21 protein-coding genes are annotated in these 18,580 nt (G+C 60.0%); 18 read left to right on the top strand and 3 right to left on the bottom strand.

Features of this window, described 5'->3' with window-relative positions:
* Positions 1-4 precede the first annotated feature (4 nt).
* The 6 genes from KF814_12295 to KF814_12320 all read left to right on the top strand — a co-directional run bounded on the left by KF814_12295 (position 5) and on the right by KF814_12320 (position 5,704).
* On the top strand, positions 5-466 hold the full coding sequence (locus tag KF814_12295) for a hypothetical protein (protein ID MBX3236926.1): 462 nt from the start codon (positions 5-7) through the stop codon (positions 464-466).
* Positions 463-1,845, top strand: coding sequence for a HEAT repeat domain-containing protein (locus KF814_12300; GenBank protein MBX3236927.1), 1,383 nt, complete (start codon positions 463-465; stop codon positions 1,843-1,845). Before KF814_12295 ends, KF814_12300 begins: the two co-directional genes overlap by 4 nt.
* A gap of 74 nt (positions 1,846-1,919) precedes the next feature.
* Positions 1,920-3,002: a HEAT repeat domain-containing protein gene (locus KF814_12305; protein MBX3236928.1), complete on the top strand. Its 1,083-nt coding sequence runs from the start codon at positions 1,920-1,922 to the stop codon at positions 3,000-3,002.
* Positions 3,003-3,118: 116 nt separating this feature from the next.
* Positions 3,119-4,219 carry a HEAT repeat domain-containing protein gene (locus tag KF814_12310; GenBank protein ID MBX3236929.1) on the top strand — a complete coding sequence of 367 codons (1,101 nt, stop codon included), beginning with the start codon at positions 3,119-3,121 and terminating at the stop codon, positions 4,217-4,219.
* On the top strand, positions 4,212-4,973 hold the full coding sequence (locus tag KF814_12315) for a HEAT repeat domain-containing protein (protein ID MBX3236930.1): 762 nt from the start codon (positions 4,212-4,214) through the stop codon (positions 4,971-4,973). The genes KF814_12310 and KF814_12315 overlap by 8 nt, the downstream gene beginning before the upstream one ends.
* A 20-nt stretch (positions 4,974-4,993) precedes the next feature.
* The gene (locus KF814_12320; protein ID MBX3236931.1) at positions 4,994-5,704 is read left to right on the top strand and encodes a HEAT repeat domain-containing protein; all 711 of its coding nucleotides are present in this window, start codon (positions 4,994-4,996) and stop codon (positions 5,702-5,704) included.
* Between the two features lie 17 nt (positions 5,705-5,721).
* On the opposite strand, the gene KF814_12325 is transcribed toward KF814_12320, so the two are convergent.
* Complete coding sequence (locus KF814_12325; protein ID MBX3236932.1) at positions 5,722-7,041, bottom strand: UDP-glucose/GDP-mannose dehydrogenase family protein; 1,320 nt, start codon at positions 7,039-7,041, stop codon at positions 5,722-5,724.
* Between the two features lie 183 nt (positions 7,042-7,224).
* Here KF814_12325 and KF814_12330 point away from each other — a divergent pair, with 183 nt between their 5' ends.
* From KF814_12330 to KF814_12340, 3 genes are all read left to right on the top strand, one after another.
* Positions 7,225-7,632: a CBS domain-containing protein gene (locus tag KF814_12330; GenBank protein ID MBX3236933.1), complete on the top strand. Its 408-nt coding sequence runs from the start codon at positions 7,225-7,227 to the stop codon at positions 7,630-7,632.
* 64 nt (positions 7,633-7,696) lie between these two features.
* Complete coding sequence (locus KF814_12335) at positions 7,697-9,268, top strand: fused MFS/spermidine synthase (protein ID MBX3236934.1); 1,572 nt, start codon at positions 7,697-7,699, stop codon at positions 9,266-9,268.
* Between the two features lie 299 nt (positions 9,269-9,567).
* Entirely contained in the window at positions 9,568-10,047 is a 480-nt protein-coding gene (locus KF814_12340) for a hypothetical protein (protein ID MBX3236935.1), read from the top strand.
* Positions 10,048-10,193: 146 nt separating this feature from the next.
* On the opposite strand, the gene KF814_12345 is transcribed toward KF814_12340, so the two are convergent.
* On the bottom strand, positions 10,194-10,529 hold the full coding sequence (locus KF814_12345; protein ID MBX3236936.1) for a hypothetical protein: 336 nt from the start codon (positions 10,527-10,529) through the stop codon (positions 10,194-10,196).
* Between the two features lie 222 nt (positions 10,530-10,751).
* On the bottom strand, positions 10,752-11,099 hold the full coding sequence (locus KF814_12350) for a 4Fe-4S dicluster domain-containing protein (protein ID MBX3236937.1): 348 nt from the start codon (positions 11,097-11,099) through the stop codon (positions 10,752-10,754).
* A gap of 247 nt (positions 11,100-11,346) precedes the next feature.
* Between KF814_12350 and KF814_12355 the strand changes: the two genes are divergently transcribed.
* The 9 genes from KF814_12355 (at position 11,347) to rbfA (ending at position 18,577) form a co-directional block, all read left to right on the top strand.
* The gene (locus KF814_12355) at positions 11,347-11,844 is read left to right on the top strand and encodes a DUF192 domain-containing protein (protein MBX3236938.1); all 498 of its coding nucleotides are present in this window, start codon (positions 11,347-11,349) and stop codon (positions 11,842-11,844) included.
* Positions 11,845-11,864: 20 nt separating this feature from the next.
* Positions 11,865-12,182: a Rieske 2Fe-2S domain-containing protein gene (locus tag KF814_12360; protein MBX3236939.1), complete on the top strand. Its 318-nt coding sequence runs from the start codon at positions 11,865-11,867 to the stop codon at positions 12,180-12,182.
* A 33-nt stretch (positions 12,183-12,215) separates the two neighbouring features.
* On the top strand, positions 12,216-12,548 hold the full coding sequence (locus tag KF814_12365; GenBank protein ID MBX3236940.1) for a protease inhibitor I42 family protein: 333 nt from the start codon (positions 12,216-12,218) through the stop codon (positions 12,546-12,548).
* 26 nt (positions 12,549-12,574) lie between these two features.
* The gene (locus tag KF814_12370; GenBank protein MBX3236941.1) at positions 12,575-13,414 is read left to right on the top strand and encodes a D-amino acid aminotransferase; all 840 of its coding nucleotides are present in this window, start codon (positions 12,575-12,577) and stop codon (positions 13,412-13,414) included.
* Between the two features lie 108 nt (positions 13,415-13,522).
* Positions 13,523-14,020 carry a ribosome maturation factor RimP gene (locus tag KF814_12375; GenBank protein MBX3236942.1) on the top strand — a complete coding sequence of 166 codons (498 nt, stop codon included), beginning with the start codon at positions 13,523-13,525 and terminating at the stop codon, positions 14,018-14,020.
* Positions 14,021-14,074: 54 nt separating this feature from the next.
* The gene (nusA, locus tag KF814_12380) at positions 14,075-15,214 is read left to right on the top strand and encodes a transcription termination/antitermination protein NusA (GenBank protein MBX3236943.1); all 1,140 of its coding nucleotides are present in this window, start codon (positions 14,075-14,077) and stop codon (positions 15,212-15,214) included.
* Positions 15,215-15,263: 49 nt separating this feature from the next.
* Complete coding sequence (gene infB / locus KF814_12385) at positions 15,264-17,885, top strand: translation initiation factor IF-2 (protein ID MBX3236944.1); 2,622 nt, start codon at positions 15,264-15,266, stop codon at positions 17,883-17,885.
* Positions 17,882-18,163 carry a DUF503 domain-containing protein gene (locus KF814_12390; protein MBX3236945.1) on the top strand — a complete coding sequence of 94 codons (282 nt, stop codon included), beginning with the start codon at positions 17,882-17,884 and terminating at the stop codon, positions 18,161-18,163. Before infB ends, KF814_12390 begins: the two co-directional genes overlap by 4 nt.
* A 9-nt stretch (positions 18,164-18,172) precedes the next feature.
* Positions 18,173-18,577, top strand: a complete 405-nt coding sequence (rbfA, locus tag KF814_12395) for a 30S ribosome-binding factor RbfA (GenBank protein ID MBX3236946.1) — start codon at positions 18,173-18,175, stop codon at positions 18,575-18,577.
* The last annotated feature ends 3 nt before the right edge of the window (positions 18,578-18,580 follow it).

Below are 18,580 nucleotides of genomic sequence, written 5' to 3' on the forward strand. Positions count from 1 at the left end.
TCATATGCGATCTGCCTATCACACGTCGTTCGCACGGCATTCGATATTCGGATCAATGGTGCTGCTCGCCCTTTCTTTGGTCGGAACGACCGCGTCCTTGTTGGCTGCTGGTCCTCCCCCCGCGTATACAAAAGAGCATGCGATTACCATCGATGCGACTGCATTGGTTCCGCAGGGTTGGTGGGGTGTACCAGGCGTGACTCCCCCCTTGTGGGTCTTGGATCCTGAGACGTCGGATGCGTATCGGACGACCGAAAAGAAAGAATTGCAGCTCAAGCCTGGTCAGTACAAGTTCGTCAGTTTTACGTTCGATTTTCCGTTCACAGTCAGCCTGGAAGGTAAGCTTGAATATTCAGCCGCCCTCGACCAATGCGTCGGAGGTCGCGGTACGCAAACCCTGCTGGTGCGCTGCAAGCGCACGTATCCGCACGGCGGACAGCGGGATCCCTATTACGGGCAACAATGAGGCTCAACATGGCACCAGCAGTAGACGATCTCCTCGATGCGCTCGAAGATGTGGATGACGCGACCCGTGAAGAGGCCGCGAAAGCCTTGGCGGAACTGGCCGATCCCAAGACGCTCGAGCCGCTCCTAAGCGCGTGCGGGGACGACTTTTGGTCGGTCCGTGCGTCGGCCGGGTGGGGCGTGGCCAAGATCGGCGGGGCCAAGGCGATCGAAGCGCTGGTGACTCTGTTCAACGATCCGATCATGGAAGTCCGCAACGAAGCGGTGGCGGCTGCGGCCAAGATGGGGACAGTCGTGGTCGACCGCATGTTGGTCGCGATGAAAGACGAGCGCTGGCGTGTCCGTGAACATGCCGCCAAAGTGTGCGGCGATCTTCGCGATCCTCGCGCCGTCGACGGATTGATCTTTGCCTGCCGCGATCGTGACGGTGCCGTGAAGAGTGCCGCTGCGGAGGCGTTGGGTAAAATCGGGGATCCAAAGGCGGTGGCGGCCCTGGTCAAGCTGTTCCGCGATTCTTCGAAGATCGTCCGGGAAACCGCCGGCATCGCGCTGGTCGCGATCGGCCAGCCCTCGGTCGATCAGTTGCTCGAAGGGCTTAAGGATAAAGACTTTGTCGTGCGCTGCCATGCCGCCCGGGCGCTTGGCGGGATGACTACGGACTACCAAATCGGCCGAAGTTGGGTGCAAGAACCCCGCGTGGTGGATGCCTTGATCGAGGTGCTCAAAGATCCCGATCGAGCCGTCCGTGAAGACGCCACGATTGCTCTGGGCATGATCGGAGACGCGCGTGCGGTCGATGCGCTCATGGAAGCGATGAAGGATGGCGCGGTTAAGCGCCATGCCATCGCGTCGCTCGGCATGATCGGTGATCCCCGGGCTTTGCCGGCGGTATTGAATGCGTTGAAGGGAAAAGGCATCAAGCAAGCCGGTACGCCGACTCCCGGTTGTATCGTGAGCGAAGACGCCTTCATCAAGGAAGCCGCAGCAACCGCGCTCGGCCATTTCCGCGATCCGCGTGTCATTCCCGACCTCATCATGTTGCTCAAGGACGGTGTGTTGCGGGAAAAGGCTGCAGCAGCGCTCGTGCTGATCGGCGATTCCGCGATCGAACCGTTGATTTCATTCCTTTTTGATCCCAAGGCCTCGGAAGTAGAGGCTGAAGGCGAGCGGGTGTTGTCCTATGCATCCGTGCGATTGACGGCCAAGGACGCCCTGCGCCAGTTGGTGTTGGAGACCCTCGAACAATTGGGCTGGACGCCGCCTGAAGAGGACGTGGCCGTAGACTCCAGCCAAGCCGACAACCTTCGAGTCGATCGACCGTTGGGTGACGTCGGACGATTTGGCCCGAGCGGAGACTACGCCAAAGGTTCGGCGCGGTAAGCCTTGGGACCATACCTCATCCGTCATGTTCGTCCGGATCATCTGCGGCGGGCGTGGCAGGAGCCTGGTAGTCGATGGCCGACCCCGTTACCGAACAAATTGCCGCCCTATCCGATGAAGATTGGGCTGTCCGCGAAGATGCCGCATCAGCGCTTGCGACCTTGAGAGATCCTCGGGCTGTCGCGCCCCTGACTCGGGCGCTTCGAGACAGCGATCGGGCGGTGCGTGAGGCGGCGAAGGCCGCATTGTTTGCGATCGGCGAGCCTGCCGTGCCTGCCCTGGGCGATTGTCTCGACGATCCTGCGCTTCAGGTTCAGGAAGCGGCCTCGTCGGTGTTGGCGGAGATTGCCGACTATCGCGTATTCGATGCGCTGGTCGCCGCCTTGCGAAGCGGCGATTGGATTGTCCGCATGCATGCCGCGAAGGCGCTGGGCCGAATCCGCGATCCGTCGGCCGTCGCGTTTCTGATGCCGTTGTTGCAGGACAAGGTCAAGGCCGTGCGGGAGCAGGTCACGGCATCCCTGGCTGCCATCGGCGATTCCGCGGTATCGCCGTTACTTCAGGCCTTAGAGCATGACGAGTGGTTGATTCGACTCCATGCCGTGGAAGCCCTGGGCAAACTGAAGTCTGCAGATGCCGTCGAGCCGCTGCTCCGCGCCTTGTTCAACGATGGGGACTCCGCGATCCGCGAGGATGTAGTGCGGTCTCTGGGGCTGATAGGCGACGCCCGTGCGGTCGATTATTTGTTTGTGGCGTTGAAGGAACCGGGCCTTCGTCCCACGGCGGTGGAAGCCCTGGGGTTGATCGGCGACAGTCGGGCTGTGCCGGTACTGCGGGCTATCGTGGAAGGGGCACAGCGAGCCGAGTATCGACGTCCGATCGCGGGCTGTGGCGATGAGTGGACGGAAGACATGGCCACGATGGGGTTGGCTGCCAGGGCTTTGGGCTTGATTGCCGATGACGCCGCCATTCCCTCACTGGTCATCGCCTTGCGGAACACGGTGACTCGTGCGGAGGCTGCGGCGGCGCTGGTGCGGTTTGGGGCTAAAGTGGTTCCGGCACTCGTGCCGTTGCTGACGCGCGAGCAGGACGAGAATGTCCGGTACCACGTCAGGGAAACGCTGACTGCCGTGGGATGGCGACCGGGACGACTCTAAGGACGTACGATTTCCGGATCCGATGATGTGCCGAATTCCAGGAAGCGGCACTCATCGCCGACTAGCAAAACGAGTCAGCGGATCATTCAGGCGTCAAATCAGTAAGATCTTCTGCGATGTCTAAAGAAACGATTGAAACCCTCGTATCCGAATTGACCCATGAGGAAGAGTGGCGGCGGATGCGCGCGACTGCGGCTTGTTTGGCGGGCGGGCCGGTGGCGGTCCGTACTCTCGTGAAGGCATTGGAAGTCGGGGATGCCCCTCTGCGCGCGGAAGCTGCGTCGATGCTCGCACGGATCAAAGACCCGGCAGCCGGATTGCCTCTTGTGGCGGCGCTGAACGATGCGGACGAGACGGTTCGAAAGGCCGCTTTTGGAGCGCTGGAACAGATGGCCGGCGTGCTGGACGGTGAAACCGCCGCAGGGTTGGTTCGCTATCTCTCCGACTCGCCGGATGAGGATGTCAGAGCTCGTGTCCGGCAATTGCTGGGCGTCATCCCTAACGCGATTGCGCCGCTTTGTGACATGCTGAAACATCCGGATGCCGTCGTGCAGGAAATGGCCGCCTCCATTCTGGAGCATCTGCTCGATCCCCGGTCGGCGGACGGCCTGATCGATGCGATGACCTTTCCCGCCGTGCGCGATATCGCGGTGCGTACGTTGAAGAAGCTGGGCGTGATTCGGGACCGGATCGATGGCTCCTTCAATGCGTTGCGCGATGTCGAAGGCGCAAGCGAGCGGGAAGAGGCTCGGATGGCGGTCGTGATGGATTTGTTGGGGATCGGTCGGCCGAGCGTCGAGATCCTGATCGAGTATCTCGAGGACGACGATTGGGTTGTCCGGGAAGCGGCGGCCGATTTGTTGGGCATGATCGGCGACGTGCGGGCAGTGGAGCCCTTGATGAAGCGACTGCAGGTGGACAAGGATACCGGCGTGAAGGAATACGCCCTCAAATCGTTGGGTCTGATCGGCGATCCAAGGCCGGCGCAATTGTATATCGAGGCCATCCCGATTCGCCCGTTACGGGTGTTCGCGATGGAAGCCCTGGCCAAGGTGAAGGACGTAGAAGTGCTCCGCCCCCACCACGAACTGTTCAATCGGTTGAGGACGGATCGTGACGGCTTGGTGGCGTATAGTGCGGGGCTCATTGCCGATAAGTTGGCGGCTTTGGAGGGGATGCAACCGGTGGGGCAGGAAGGAACAGAGGACCATGAGTGACTCCAATCGCATCGAACAGTTGATTGCCGCGTTGCGGGACGATAACGAAGCGCTTCGCGACCATGCCATGGCCAGTCTGGGCCAGATGGGCGTCGACGCGGTGCCGCAGCTCATCGGGCTGATGGCGGACGAAGACACGGTCATCCGCGAAGCGGCCGCCACGGCAGTAGTCCGGATCGGTCCCGTAGCGTTTGATCAACTCTTGGAGGCCTTGGGAGATGACGAATGGGCCGTTCGGGAGCAGGCGGCCAGCGCGCTGGGGCGGCTGCGGGATCCGCGTGCCGTCGAGCCCCTGGTGAAGGCGCTTCGCGATAAGGACGGAGCCGTCCGCACCGCCGCGGTGTGGGCGCTTGAACGGATCGGCGATTCCCGGGCGACGCCGGGCTTGATCGAGGCGTTGGGTGACAGTACTGTGCGGGAAGATGTCGCGCGGGTATTGAAGAAAATCGGAGATACGCGGGCGGTTGAGGCGTTGATTGACGGCCTCTTGGGGCCGAATTGGATGGTGCGCCGCCATGCGGCGGAGGCGCTCGGCAAAATCGGCGATGCGCGTAGCGTCGATCCTCTCATCCAGTCGCTTCAAGACGAGGACTGGCTGGTTCGGCGTAACGCCGCCGAGTCGCTGGCGCGGCTGGGTGCAAAGCAGGCGATCGAGCCGCTGCTCCCCTTGCTGGAAGACGAAAATACCATGGTGCAGGAAACCGTGGAGGGCGTGTTGGCAAGTTTGGGCTGGAAGCAGGAAGCGTCCCAATAACCGGATAAAGGAAACATATCATGGCAGATGAAGCACCGGCGAAGCTGATTCAGATCGGTCCCAAGGGCGGAGCGAAGAAGGATGGGTTCAACCTCGTGACGGAACGGGTCGTGGCGGTCAACCCCGAGTCCAAGCAGCTCGAGGTCGAATTGCTGGCCTACGACGGCAAGACGGTCGTGCTCGACGTGGCCGAGGAGGCCTTAGAGGATCTCGCCAAGATCAAGGTCGGTGACGGCGCGACGATTCGCGTGGTGGAAGAGGGCGGCAAGCGCATTGCCAAGAGCTTCCGGATTCGCGCGAAAGATCCCAATGCCGCGAAGGCCGACGCGATGTTGGCGGATCTCAAGGATTCACACTGGCTGAACCGGAAGTATGCTGCCGAGGTATTGGGTGATCTGAAGGATGCCCGGGCCGTAGGGCCTTTGGTCGAGGCGTTGAATGACGAGGTCGGCGATGTGCGCCAGCGGGCGTACGATTCCCTGATCAAGATCGGCGGGACGGCTGTCCCCTCGCTCGTGCCGTTGCTCGTGGCCGAAGAGGATGAACTACGACAGTCTGTGACGGAGATTATCCGCAAGATCGGCAAGCCGGCCGTCGAGCCGTTGGCGACGGCATTAGGCGACGCCGACGATCGGCTTAAAACCAGGATCATGAAGGTGTTAGACCGGATGGGCTACAAGCCCAAGGCGAAAGACGAAACCAAAGCCGAGGCCGCAAAGCAATTGACGTAGCAGCCTCGGCTCAGGGGTTACTTGCCGGGGGCTTGGGTCAGGCGGCCGACCGAGACGTGCGTAAATCCGTGCGGGACCACGCGATCCGAGTCATAGACATTCCGCAGGTCCAAAAGCACCGGTTTGCGCATGATGCCCTTGAGCTTTTCGAAGTCGAGGTTTCGGAACTGGTTCCATTCCGTCATGATCACCAGGGCATCGGCGCCTTGCGCCACGTCGTAGGTGTCGTGACAGGGGATCATCTCCGGCAACAACTTGACCGATTCTTCCATTGATGCGGGATCGTACGCCCGCACCTTGGCCCCTTCTTTCATCAACTCTGGCAGGATCGTCAGGCAAGGGGCTTCCCGCATGTCGTTCGTGTTGGGCTTGAACGAAAGGCCCAGGACACCTACCGTTTTTCCTTTCAGTCCGCCGCAGGCTTCCCGGATTTTGTCCACCATCCGCAAGTGTTGTTCGTGGTTGACCTTTTCGGCTGCGCCTGCGATTTGCAGTGGGTAGCCGACACGGTCGCCGGTCTGCACCAACGCCTTCAGGTCCTTGGGGAAGCAGGATCCGCCGAAGCCGGGGCCGGCATGCAGGAACTTGTTGCCGATCCGGTTATCGAGCCCCATCCCCTTCGACACCATCTGCACGTCCGCGCCGACCTTCTCGCACACGGTCGCGATTTCATTGATGAACGAAATCTTGACGGCCAGGAAGGCGTTGGACGCATACTTGATCATTTCCGCCGTTGGAATGTCGGTGACGACGATCGGGGTTTCCAGCAGGTACAAAGGACGGTAGAGGTCTTTCATGATCGCCACCGCCTGCTCGCTGTCTGCGCCGATCACGACCCGGTTGGGCCGCATGAAGTCCTCGATGGCCGAGCCTTCGCGAAGGAACTCAGGATTAGAGACGATATCGAAGCGGAATCGCTCCGATTGGTTCGCCTTGATCACTTCGCGCAGCTTTTCGCCTGTGCCAACGGGAACCGTGGATTTCGTGACGATAACTTTATAGCCGGTCATGTTCTTCGCAATGCCGCGTCCGACTTCTTCGACATAGGAGAGGTCGGCCGAGCCGTCTGCTTTGGGAGGTGTGCCCACCGCGATAAAGATGACCAGGGCCTTGTCCACTGCCTTGGCGACGTCGGTCGTAAAGTGAAGGCGCTCTTCCTTAATCCCCTTGGTAACCAGTTCGGTGATGCCGGGTTCGAAAAACGGTACTTCGCCTTTCTCGAGGCGGGCGATGCGGCGGGCATCCGTGTCCATACAGGTCACGTTGACTCCGAACTCTGCAAAGCAGGCGCCCGTGACTAATCCGACATAGCCCGTACCGATAACGCTGATGTGCATGGAACCCTCTCCTTGGTGATGAAGGATGCGGTGCGACCGAAGCGAATGTGTGCAGCGTCGTCAGTATAGCAACGGTCACCGGCCGGGGCAAACAATTCACAGGATTTGAGTTCAGAGCGGGGCAATTGCAGATTCGCGTCCACTCCAGTAATATTTTGCCCCTTACGCAAAACGGGATCTATCGTGATATCTAGCGGTGCGGTCCAGCGGCCCTTGGCGATGATGATGCGTCCGATCGTGCGGGCAGTGCATCCGGATGATACGCTGCTCGAAACCGCCAGGCGGTTTCGTGATGCGCGGGTCGGGGCCATGCTCGTGGAGGAAGGCGGGAGCTATGTGGGCATCATCAGCGAAGCCGATATGGTTCGGAAGGCCATGGCGAGCGGCTCGACTGCGGAGCAGATGACGGTGCGGATGGTGATGAGCACTCCGCTGATTACGATCGATATCGCCCGATCGGCGCATGATGCCAGCGACCTGATGGCCGAACAGGGGATTCGGCACCTTGCCGTGACGGAAGAGGGGCAAGTAGTCGGGATGATTTCCGTGCGCGATTTACTTCGGTATTTCAAAAACTGGGGGACCTTGTGACCAAGGTCTCTTGGTCCAATCGTTTGTTCCGGGGCCTCGCTGCGCCGGCGATTGCTGGGCGGCAATGACGCAAGCAGCCGGCGCGTATTCCACCTCGCGATTCTTTCTTCTGGCTACCGCCTTGATCACGGGCGCGGTCGTCATGGCCTTAGAAATCCTCGGAAGCCGTCTCCTTGCTCCGATCTTCGGCAATTCGTTGTTTGTTTGGGGCGCCCTCATCGGGATCATCCTTGCGGCGATGAGTTCGGGGTATGCCTTCGGAGGTTGGGCCTCGGATCGGTATCATGTTCCCGCAGTATTGGCCTGGTTGCTTCTAGTGTCCGGGACCTGGACGATCTTGATTGCCTGGATGGGGCAACCGACGATCTTGAAGGTCGCGAAGTTGGTCGAGGACCCTCGCTGGGGCCCGAGTTTGGCTGCCTGTGTGTTGCTGGCTCCTCCGGCATTCGGATTGAGCGGGGTCATGCCCGCGATGCTGCGTCTGGCTGTTGTCGATATGGGATACCTGGGCCGGCACACGGGTAGCATGATTGCACTGTCGACTGTCGGGAGTCTCGCTGGGACGTGGGGAACGGCCTTTTTTCTCCTCTCTTGGTTGGGAACCCACACGTTGGTCGCATCGCTTGGGATCGTACAACTGCTTCTGGGGCTGCTCTGGTTGCTGAAAGGGACGCGCGGCGCGGCGCGGCTGTCCGGAATGGCCTGGGCGGGTTTGCTTGTTACGGGCTGGCAGTTATTCGGGCAAGCGCCTCCAGTCTCCGGGTTGGTGCATCAGGAGGACAGTCCCTACCAGCAAGTTCGCGTGCGGGATGACGATCTGTTTCGCTACTTAGTGCTCGATCGGACCTGGCATGCGGTCATGTGGCGGGCGGACCCCGTGAATCTCTTCCTGCCTTACAGTCAGCTCATGGTCGGGGCGCTCGCCCTGACGCCGGAACCAAAGCGTGGGCTTATTCTCGGCCATGGCGGTGGTTCATTGGCCAAGTGGCTGGCCTTCGTCTGGCCGAAACTGGAGTTGGATGTCGTCGAGTTTGATCCGGTCGTTGTGCAGATGGCGGAACAATACTTCAGTTACCGACCACCGGCAAACCACCATGTCTTTGTGAAGGATGCGCGGGTCTTTCTTCGTGATACCACTGCCACCTACGATGTCATTTGGGTCGATGCCTTTGCGCGGCATCTCATTCCGTTTCATCTGACGACGGTGGAGTTCTTCGCTGAACTGCGGCAGAAGCTGAATCCGCAGGGAGTCGTGGCGGTCAACCTGGCTTCGTCTGGTGAAGGCGGAGACCTACAGCGAGCCAGCGCCGTCGTGCAGACTTTGAAAACGGCCTTTCCCACCATCGAGGCGTTCGGAGTGAAGGGACCGTGGAGGGCTCACCAAACGACTGCCGAAAACCTTATCTTTTTTGGGGGAGCGCCAATCGATCACATGTCGTTCGATGAAATGGTATTGCGCATCCAAGCGCAAGTGGATGCCCATCGGATGCCGCCCGAGGCGACGGCGCTCTTGGCATCACGTCGAACCGGAGTATGGTCGCCGGGGCTGACCTTGACCGACGACTACACCCCCTACGACCTCTTAGTAGGCGCCCACCTCGGCGAACCCCAACCTGATGCGAAGGTCGCACCATAACAATCTGGAATTACAGATGAATTCCGCGTAATTCCGGTATCGTGTGGAGATTGCCGCTGACGGTGAAGCCCGGTTTCTGAGGGGCGGATTCGGGAGTCTATCCGGCCCAAGAACTTTCTTGCTTCCTTTTTAAACCCTGTGCTATAAGGTGTGCCTCGTTAGCCAGGGATTCTCCCCTAGATCACGCGTGCGAAAGACTTGCGTCCGATGCGGAACGTCCCACAGAGTTTATTGAGTGCGGTGCTCATTATTCACCAACCTAATCACATCTCTTCTTAATCTCTTTAAGGAGGTAGGTCATGGGTAAGACGATGGTAGCGGTGTTCTTCGGCCTGGTCATGGTCGTGGCTGGGGTGTCGGGCGCCTATGCGTTGCAAGCGGGTGGCGTGGAAATCGGCGACCTCGAGACCGGGTCTGTCGTGGGCCAGCCGTTCAAGGAATTGGAAGTGGATGCGTCTCTCTATGCTGTGGAAATCGGGAACATGAAGACCTGGTATCCTCCGACGACGGTCATCGACTTCAAGGTGCGTCCTGGCCGTCCGGTCGTCATCAAGGTCACCAATAACTCCTCGGCCGAGCATGGGTTCCAGATGACCGATGCGGCGAACGCTGGCTCTCCGTTCGTGTTGAAGGCGGAAGTCGTCTTGAAGCCGGGTGAGACCAAGTACATTGGTATCCCGACCAGCGACCTCTTCTATGCCACGCAGGGCAATACCTTGAGCTATCGGTGCCACCTGCATCCGGCTCACGTCGGCGGCAAGCTCTTGATGTGGAAGTAGTGACGAGGGTAGGCAGCTGCCCGGCGGTCACCTCAGTAATAATATAGAAACAGCGAAGGCCCCACTCGCCATCGGCGGGTGGGGCCTTCGTCTGTTTAGAGAAGGGAGCGTGGCGGCCGTCTGGCCTTCCGGATCAACTCTGGGTCTCAGGCCTCATCCGTCTTGCATTCAGGCTGGCCGTCTAGCGGTACGCTTTGCACGCCCTCCAGTTTGCCTGCCACGATCAGCAGGAGAAATCGGCTTGAAACGGGTTCTGGTTGTTGTTTGGGCTGAATGACCGCGTTGATATCGACGATCATTTCGTCGCCGTCCCACTGTGTCCCGTTGACTACCCAGAAATGGCTGGCCGCATCCGGGAACTGCCGCGATACGAAGTTTTCGATAATGCTGCCGATCTCTCCTCCTGCGCTGGCAGACGCAAGATTCGGCAGGAAGAGGGCAAAGAGGCAGCAGAAGAGAATCAGTCGAGTGGGGTGACTCATGAGGGCACCTCCCAGTGAGAGTGATGGGATGGAGGAGGGGCCACGCCAGGCGAGGCTGGCCGCGCGTCCTTTGTCATGACGTACTTGAAGTCTACTGCACTGGAACGGAGAAAGCCAGAAAAGAGGTGCTTCGCTCGACGTGCCGTCGGCAGGATACGTACAAACAGCGAAGGCTCCCGGAGGAGCCTTCGCGCGTAATAAAATCAAGTTGGATCGAATCGACTAGTTGCGGACGCCGCTCCAGACCTTGGCTGGATCTATGGTCTTGTCCGGGTTCAGGCCCTTGGCCTTTTCCAGTAGGACGTCCGTCGTCTCGGGATAGGCCGGGTCGGAGATGCAGCAGTTGTCCACCGGGCATACGGCGGCGCACTGCGGTTCATCGAAGTGTCCAACGCACTCGGTGCAGCGATCGTGGGTGATCACATAGATGTTGTCGCCGACACCCTGGCCGTCGCCGACATGGAAACCCTTGCCCTCTGCATCGCTGCGGGTTTCGAAAATGGCTTCGTTCGGGCATTCCGGAAGGCATGCCCCACAGGAAATACATTCATCGGTAATCAGCAGTGCCATGGCCTATGCCTCCTTCTCAATTCCTTCGAGAGCAGATAAAATGTTGACAATTTCGTGCTGCCGCGACCATAGTTCGCGGCGAACAGGAGCGGCATTTTATGCCGCGATTCTTCATCAAGTCAACAGAGTGAGCCTCGCGCAGAAGGCCTAGGCTCGGAGGGTGCATGGGGCTTTGGGCCCAATTTCCATGCGGTCGTCCGTATGAGGTGTGTCTGACCGGCGCAGATGTTCCCAGGCAGAATCGTGCATGACCAAATCATCGAGCGGATCTGATTCAGAACAACGCAAAAAAAAGGTGATCACGCTCACGCTCCTGGCAATCTTGCTCATGAGCGTGAGTCTGTTTCTTACGGGCCCGAAGGAATCCGACACCATCATCGTCGAATTTCCCGGCGGCAAGAAGCTGGAGACGGAAGTCGCGAGCACCCCTGAGAAGCTGCTGTTCGGCTTGGCGTTTCGTGAAGGATTGCCCCGGGATACCGGGATGCTTTATATCTTCGAGTCGACCGGCCTGCACCGGGTGCGGACGCGGCAGTACAAGATTCCGGTGGATATGATGTGGGTGGATGAGAGCCACCATGTCATCCAGCTTCTGGAGAATGTCCCACCCTGCGCCCAAGATCCTTGTCCGCTCTACGGTCCGCCTCCGGAACCCGTGCGATATTTGATTCAAACGGACGCAGGCTACGTGCGGCGCGAAGGGGTGACGGCCGGCATGGAACTCAAATTCACTCTTCGAATGTAACCGGGAAGGTACTACGGGGCATGGAAGGATTTCAGTGCGTGGCCACGGTGGACGAGATTCCCCCCGGCCAGGTCAAAGTGTTTACGATCAATGAGCGGTCCATCGCGGTCTTCAATGTCGAGGGCCGATTTCATGCGATTTATAATGTGTGCCCGCACGAAGGTGGTCCATTGCACAAGGGGCGGGTGAAAGGGTATGTGGTGTCTTGTCCCTGGCATGACTTGGCATTTGATATTCGGAATGGTCAAGGCACCGACGGCGGCGGGTACTGCGTGGGCAGCTACGACGTACGCATTGAAGAGGGGCAAGTCTTTGTCGGCCCCCGACGGAAGGTGTAGTGGCGATCGAGTGAAAATCGGGATGAATCGGAGATGAATCAAGGTGGGAAAGCGCCTGCGGGCGCGAGCGAGCGCGAGTCCGAGGCGAAGGCCATAACTGGGAAAGTCGGCCAGCCGGTGCGCATTCATCTGTGGGAAGACCGTACGCGCGGGGAGTTGTGGGTGCCGATCTACGATCCCAAGACCATGCCCTTGGTGGACGACGATTTTCTGCGGATCGCCAGCGGTAATGCCGTCGATACGGGGCGACGGACCTTCGAGTTCCGGCCTGTGACAGCCGGGACGCACCGCCTCGTATTCGAGAAGCGCATGGGTTGGAAATTTACGGCCGAAGATCGCCAAGTATTTTATGTCGCCGTCGTCTAACGGCGGTTGTGACATCCTCCATTGCTATGCCTGATATTGCGTATGTGAACGGACGGTTCAGTCCCCTGGCCGAGGCCGTCGTCCATGTCGAGGATCGAGGATTTCAGTTCGGCGACGGTGTCTATGAGGTCATTCGGACCTACCGCGGCCGCCCCTTTGAAGTAGAGGCACATCTTGCCCGCCTCGAGCGAAGTGCTGCAGCATTGCGCCTGTCTTGGGATCGCACGCAGGCGGCCTGGGCAAATCTGATCGACGAAGGGCTCCGGCTGAGCGGCTTTCCAGAGACCAAGATCTATATCCAGTTGACCCGAGGACAGGCACCCCGGGACCATCCGTTTCCCGCCGGAATCGCGCCCACGACGGTCCTGACGTTTCGGGAATTGCACCCATTGGATCCGGCCGTTCGTCAGGAGGGAGTTTCAGTCATGACGTTGGAGGATTTGCGATGGGGGCGCTGTGACATCAAGAGCCTGAATCTCCTTGGTAACGTCCTGGCACGGCAGCAGGCAAAGGAAGCCGGCGCGTTCGAGGCCATTCTCATTCGGGACGGTTTGGTCACGGAAGGCTCGGTCAGCAACGTCATGGTCGTTCGCAGCGGCGTGCTTCAGACCGCGCCCGAGGGGCCAAAAATTCTGTCGGGTGTGACGAGGACCTTGGTCTTGGACGTGGCGCGGAAGCAGGGACTGCAGGTGAGGGAATCCTATGTCTCGCGACAAGAATTATTCGACGCGTCCGAGGTGTTGTTGACCGGCACGACGGTGGAAATTTTGTCTGTGGTGCGTGTGGATGATCGAGTGATCGGCGACGGTGTTCCCGGTCCCGTTTCCAAGACCCTCATGCGCGGCTGGGAGAGGCTGATCGGCTGATCTCCCCTTGCTTTCATAGGAGGGGCGTGTTATGGTTCGTGCGATTTAAGTGGGCCCAGGCCCACTTTTTTGTTTGAGCAACTTTTGACGATGCCTGAAGCAAGCACAATGGCGAGCGAAAAGCCTTCAGCTGGACGTGCTGAGGCGGCTGCGGCGCGGGTCCATGAAGTCGCGGCGCCGATTCTGTGGTCGCATGGGTTGGAATTGGTTGAAGTCGTGTGCGTCGGCAAGGGACCCGGCACGGTCATTCGTGTCTTCATCGACAAGCCGGGCGGGGTGACGCTGACCGATTGCGAGCAGGCGCATCGATCCCTCAGTCCGGCGCTCGACGTCGCAGATCCGTTTCCCCACGCCTACACGCTGGAGGTGTCATCGCCCGGCCTCGATCGGCCTTTGCGGGGACCAAAGGACTATGTGAAGCTGGTCGGCGAGCGGGTGACGATCAAGTTGCGTGAACCGCGGCAGGGCCAGTGGCGGCTGACCGGCACCTTAAGTGAAGTTGGGGAACAGGGGCTGACGCTGGCGATCCAACAGAAAAAAACGACGGAGACCGTGTCCGTCGCATTCGAGCACATCGCTTCCGGTCGACGGGACGTGGGATTTTGACCGGCGCTCCGTAGCGGGCGCCTCCGGAGCGTGGGAAATCATGAGGGATGAGTCATGAATCGTGAGTTGATCGCTGTCATCGACGAAATCGGTCGGCAAAAAGGCATCGACAAGGCCAGAGTGATCGGCGCGATCGAATCCGCCCTGCAGACCGCTGCGAAAAAACGGTTCGGCCAGGCTGAAAATATTCAGGTCGAAATCGATCCGAAGACCGGCGAAATTTCGGTGGTATCCAAGAAGGTGATCGTCGACACCGTGACGAATCCCAAAGCCGAGATTTCGTTGAAGGAAGCGCGTGAGTACGACGAGGGCGCGGAGATCGGCGACGAGATCGGGTCACTGATTGAGATGGACGAGCTCGGCCGCATCGCCGCGCAGACCGCCAAGCAAGTGATCTTTCAGAAGGTTCGCGAAGCCGAGTGGGAAGCCGTACAAAAAGAATACTCGACGCGGCAAGGCGATCTGGTCAACGGCATTATTCTCGGAATGGAGCGCCGAAATTTCCTGGTCGATCTCGGTAAGACCGAAGCCGTGCTGCCCATCCAGGAGCAGATCCCTCGCGAGACCTACCGTCGTGGTGATCGTGTGAAAGCCTTGCTGTTGGAAGTCCGTCGGACTCCCAAGGACGTGCAGGTCGTGCTCTCCCGCAGTCATCCTCAGTTCGTGGCCAAACTGTTCGAGCTGGAGGTCCCCGAGGTCGGCGAAAAGATCGTCGAGATCAAGTCGATCGTGCGGGAGCCGGGAGATCGGACCAAAATCGCCGTCTCGTCGCGTGACAAGGCGGTCGATCCGGTCGGCGCCTGCGTCGGTATCAAAGGGTCTCGCGTGCAGGCCGTGGTCCGCGAGTTGCGCGGAGAGAAGATCGACATCATCACCTGGACCCAGGATCCCCGCGTGTTCATCGCGGAGGCGTTGAATCCCGCCACGATCGAGAAGGTCGGCATCGACGAGGAAAAGAAGTCGGCCCTGGTCGTCGTCGCGGATTCACAATTGTCGCTCGCAATCGGTAAGAACGGGCAAAACGTGCGGCTGGCCGCACGGCTCACCGGTTGGAAGATCGACATCATCAGCGCCACCGAATACGAGAAAGAAAAGGCAGAGCGGGACAAGGAGATTAAGGCGGCGCTGGCCGAAGAGGCCGAGGCGCAGCGTCAGCAGGATGAAGCGCGGGCTGCCGCGCAGCAGGCGGAGTAAGCCCGAGGGCACCGGCCACACCATTTTAGAGAAGGCGGAACGGAATCGTATGCGGGTGTATGAGCTAGCGAAACAGTTGGGGATGGAGAATCGGGACCTGATCCCCGAACTGAAACGGCTGGGGATTGCAGTGGCATCGCACAGCAGCGCGCTGGACGAGGACTCCGTCAGGCTCGCGCTGGAGAAGTTGGGGCCGAAGACCCGGCATGCCGGGGGCGAGTCGGGCGGCGATGCGGGCGCAGCGGGGCATGACGTGAAGCGGACCCACCGGCCAGCCGCTGGCCATGAAGGCGGCGCCAAGGCGCATGCGGCGCCGCATGAAGAGCCGGCTAAGCCTGACAAGAAACGGATTCTCATCAAGAAGAAGCGGGAAGAAGGGACGGAAGAGCCGGCGACGGTCATCGCGACCGAAGCTGCTGCTCCCGCCGTTGCTCCTGCGGCCCCCGTGTTTGAGCCGGCTCCTGCTGCGCCGGCCGAATCGGCTCCTGTTGCGGAGCCGTCTGCTCCAGTGGTCGTGACGGCGGCGTCGGCTGACGCGCTGGTGGCGGCGAAACCGGTTCAGCCTGCTGCGTCCGCTCCTGTTCTTGCTGCTGCGCCTGCGACCACTCCCTCCGCGCCGGCGCTCGACTCCCTGGCGGCTGTGGCGAAGAAGAAGAGTTTCTCAGGTGAGACCGCCGAGGCAGAAGCTGCGAACAAGGACAAGCTGAAGAAGGGTCGGAAGGGGCCACGTGCCCGAGAGGAAGACGACACCAAGTTTCGAAACGATGCAACGCGCTGGGAAGATCTGCGGGCGATTCCGGTGCAGCGACGGGACGATCGCTCCAAGCATGCTCATCACGCTACTCCCGCGGAGATTACGAAACCTCGGAGGAAAAGTGTGAAGCTGGTCGCCGGAGTGAGCGTTAAGGAATTTGCCGAACTCATTGGTCAGCGGCCGGCCGAGATCGTCAAGAAGCTGATGGAAATGGGCCAGATGGCCACCTTCAATCAGCCTATCAACCTCGAAGCCGCCTCTCTTATCGCGGAGGAGTTCGGCACGAAGGTGGAAGTCTCGGTGGAAAAGGCCGGTGAGGCCTTGTTGGAGGAGGCAGCCCAATCGACTGGGGAAGAGCTGGCGGTGCCTCGGCCTCCCGTCGTTACCATTATGGGCCACGTCGACCACGGGAAGACGTCCCTTCTCGATGCCATTCGTTCGACGAAAGTCGCCGAGGGCGAAGCCGGGGGCATTACGCAGCACATCGGGGCCTATACGGTCTCGGTCCATGGCAAGCAGGTGACGTTCCTCGATACACCGGGTCACGAAGCCTTTACCGCCATGCGTGCCCGCGGCGCCAAGGCGACGGACATCGTGATTCTGGTCGTGGCGGCTGATGACGGCGTCATGCCGCAGACCATCGAGGCGATTCACCATGCCAAGGCGGCCGGAGTCCCCTTGGTTGTGGCTATCAACAAGATCGACAAGCCGGGCTGCAATCCGGATCGTGTCCGCACTGCGCTATCTGAACACGGTTTGATCCCTGAATCCTGGGGCGGCGAGACGATTATGGTGGAGGTGTCCGCCAAGCAGAGGACTGGGTTGGATCAGCTGTTGGAAATGATTCTCCTGCAAGCGGAAGTCTTGGAACTGAAAGCCGATCCCACGCGCATGGCGAAGGGGTTGGTGATCGAGGCCAAATTGGAGCGAGGCCGGGGGCCGGTGGCCACGGTACTCGTACAGAGCGGTACCTTGCATGTCGGCGATGCGTTTGTCGTGGGCAACTTCAGCGGCCGTGTTCGCGCCCTCGTGACGGATACCGGAGCCAAGACGGCTGAAGCCGGCCCGTCGATTCCCGTGGAGGTCATCGGACTGCCCGGTGTGCCGGCGGCCGGAGATCTGTTCACGATCGTGAAAGATGAACGGGTTGCCAGAGAAATCGCGGAAGAGCGCGCCCGCAAGCAGCGCGCGGCGGAATTGGCCGGACCGGCCAAGGTCAGCCTGGATGACCTGTTTGCCAAGATTCAAGAAGGCGAAGTCAAAGAACTTCCCATCGTGATCAAGGCGGATGTGCAGGGTTCGGCGGAAGCGCTGGCTGCGGCGGTCGAGAAAATGCCGGCCGGCGCCGTCAAGCTTCGGGTCATGCATAGCGGGGTCGGAGGAATCACCGAAACGGACGTATTGTTGGCGGCGGCTTCGAAGGCCATCGTGATCGGGTTCAATATCCGTCCGGAGCCCAAGGCTGCGGCCTTGGCTGAGCGAGAAGGTGTGGATATCCGCCTCTACAGCATCATTTACGATGCATTGAACGACATCCGTGCGGCGATGGAAGGCCTCTTGGAGCCGATGTTGAAGGAGCGGGTCCTCGGTCGCGCGGAAGTCCGGCAGGTGTTTACGATTCCCAAGGCGGGTCTCGTGGCCGGCTGCTACGTGGTCGACGGCGTGATCTCGCGGGCCAGTGCCGGCGCGCGCGTCATCCGCGACAGCGTGGTCGTGTACGAAGGTAAGCTTGGGTCCTTGCGTCGGTTCAAGGACGATGTCCGGGAAGTGCAGCAGGGCTATGAGTGCGGTATCACGGTTGAGAATTTCAATGACGTCAAATCCGGCGACATCATTGAAGTCTATGTGGTCGACAAGATCGCGGCCAAACTGGAAACGGCTGGACGCGCGCCGTCCTCGCAAAGCCAGCGGGTATGATCGTCGGGTTATGTACGGTTGAGCTCTTCATACCGGACAGCCACTCGTTGAAGGACAAGCGCCAAGTTTTGCAGAGTTTGAAAAGCCGGCTTCGGGACAAGTTCAATGTATCCGTGGCCGAGGTCGGTGACCTGGATTTGTGGCAAAAGGCCATATTGGGGCTGGCCTGTGTCGCGAACGAGTCAGGCCACGTGAACCAGGTGCTGGATCAGGCGTTGAATCTCGTGCATGGGATACCTGCAGTTCAGGTCGTGAGATCGCAGATTGAATTGCTTTAGCAGACTGCCATGATGAAATCGACCTACAACCGTGCCGATCGTGTGGCGGATCAAATCAGAATGGAAGTCGCCGACATTCTGATGCGGAAAATCAAGGATCCACGGGTGCGCTCGGTAACGGTGACCGACGTCGAATTGACCAAGGACCTCCGGATCGCGAGGGTTTTCGTCACGACGTTGGAGCGGGGCGAGGCGGAACGTCACGTGTTCGATGGGCTGGCCAAGGCCAGTGGGTTTGTGCGCGCCGAATTGGGGCGTCGGCTCACATTGCGGTACTTGCCCGAGTTGATTTTCGTCAAGGATGTGAGCGGATCGCGGGGAGACCGCATACTCGAGTTGTTGGAAGGGTTGCATCGCGATGAGGCCGGAACGGAAGCGGCAGGGTCGCCCGAACCGGTGCATCCCGATCACTGAACG

Source organism: Nitrospiraceae bacterium (assembly GCA_019637075.1).
Classification (GTDB): Bacteria; Nitrospirota; Nitrospiria; order Nitrospirales; family Nitrospiraceae; genus JAHBWI01.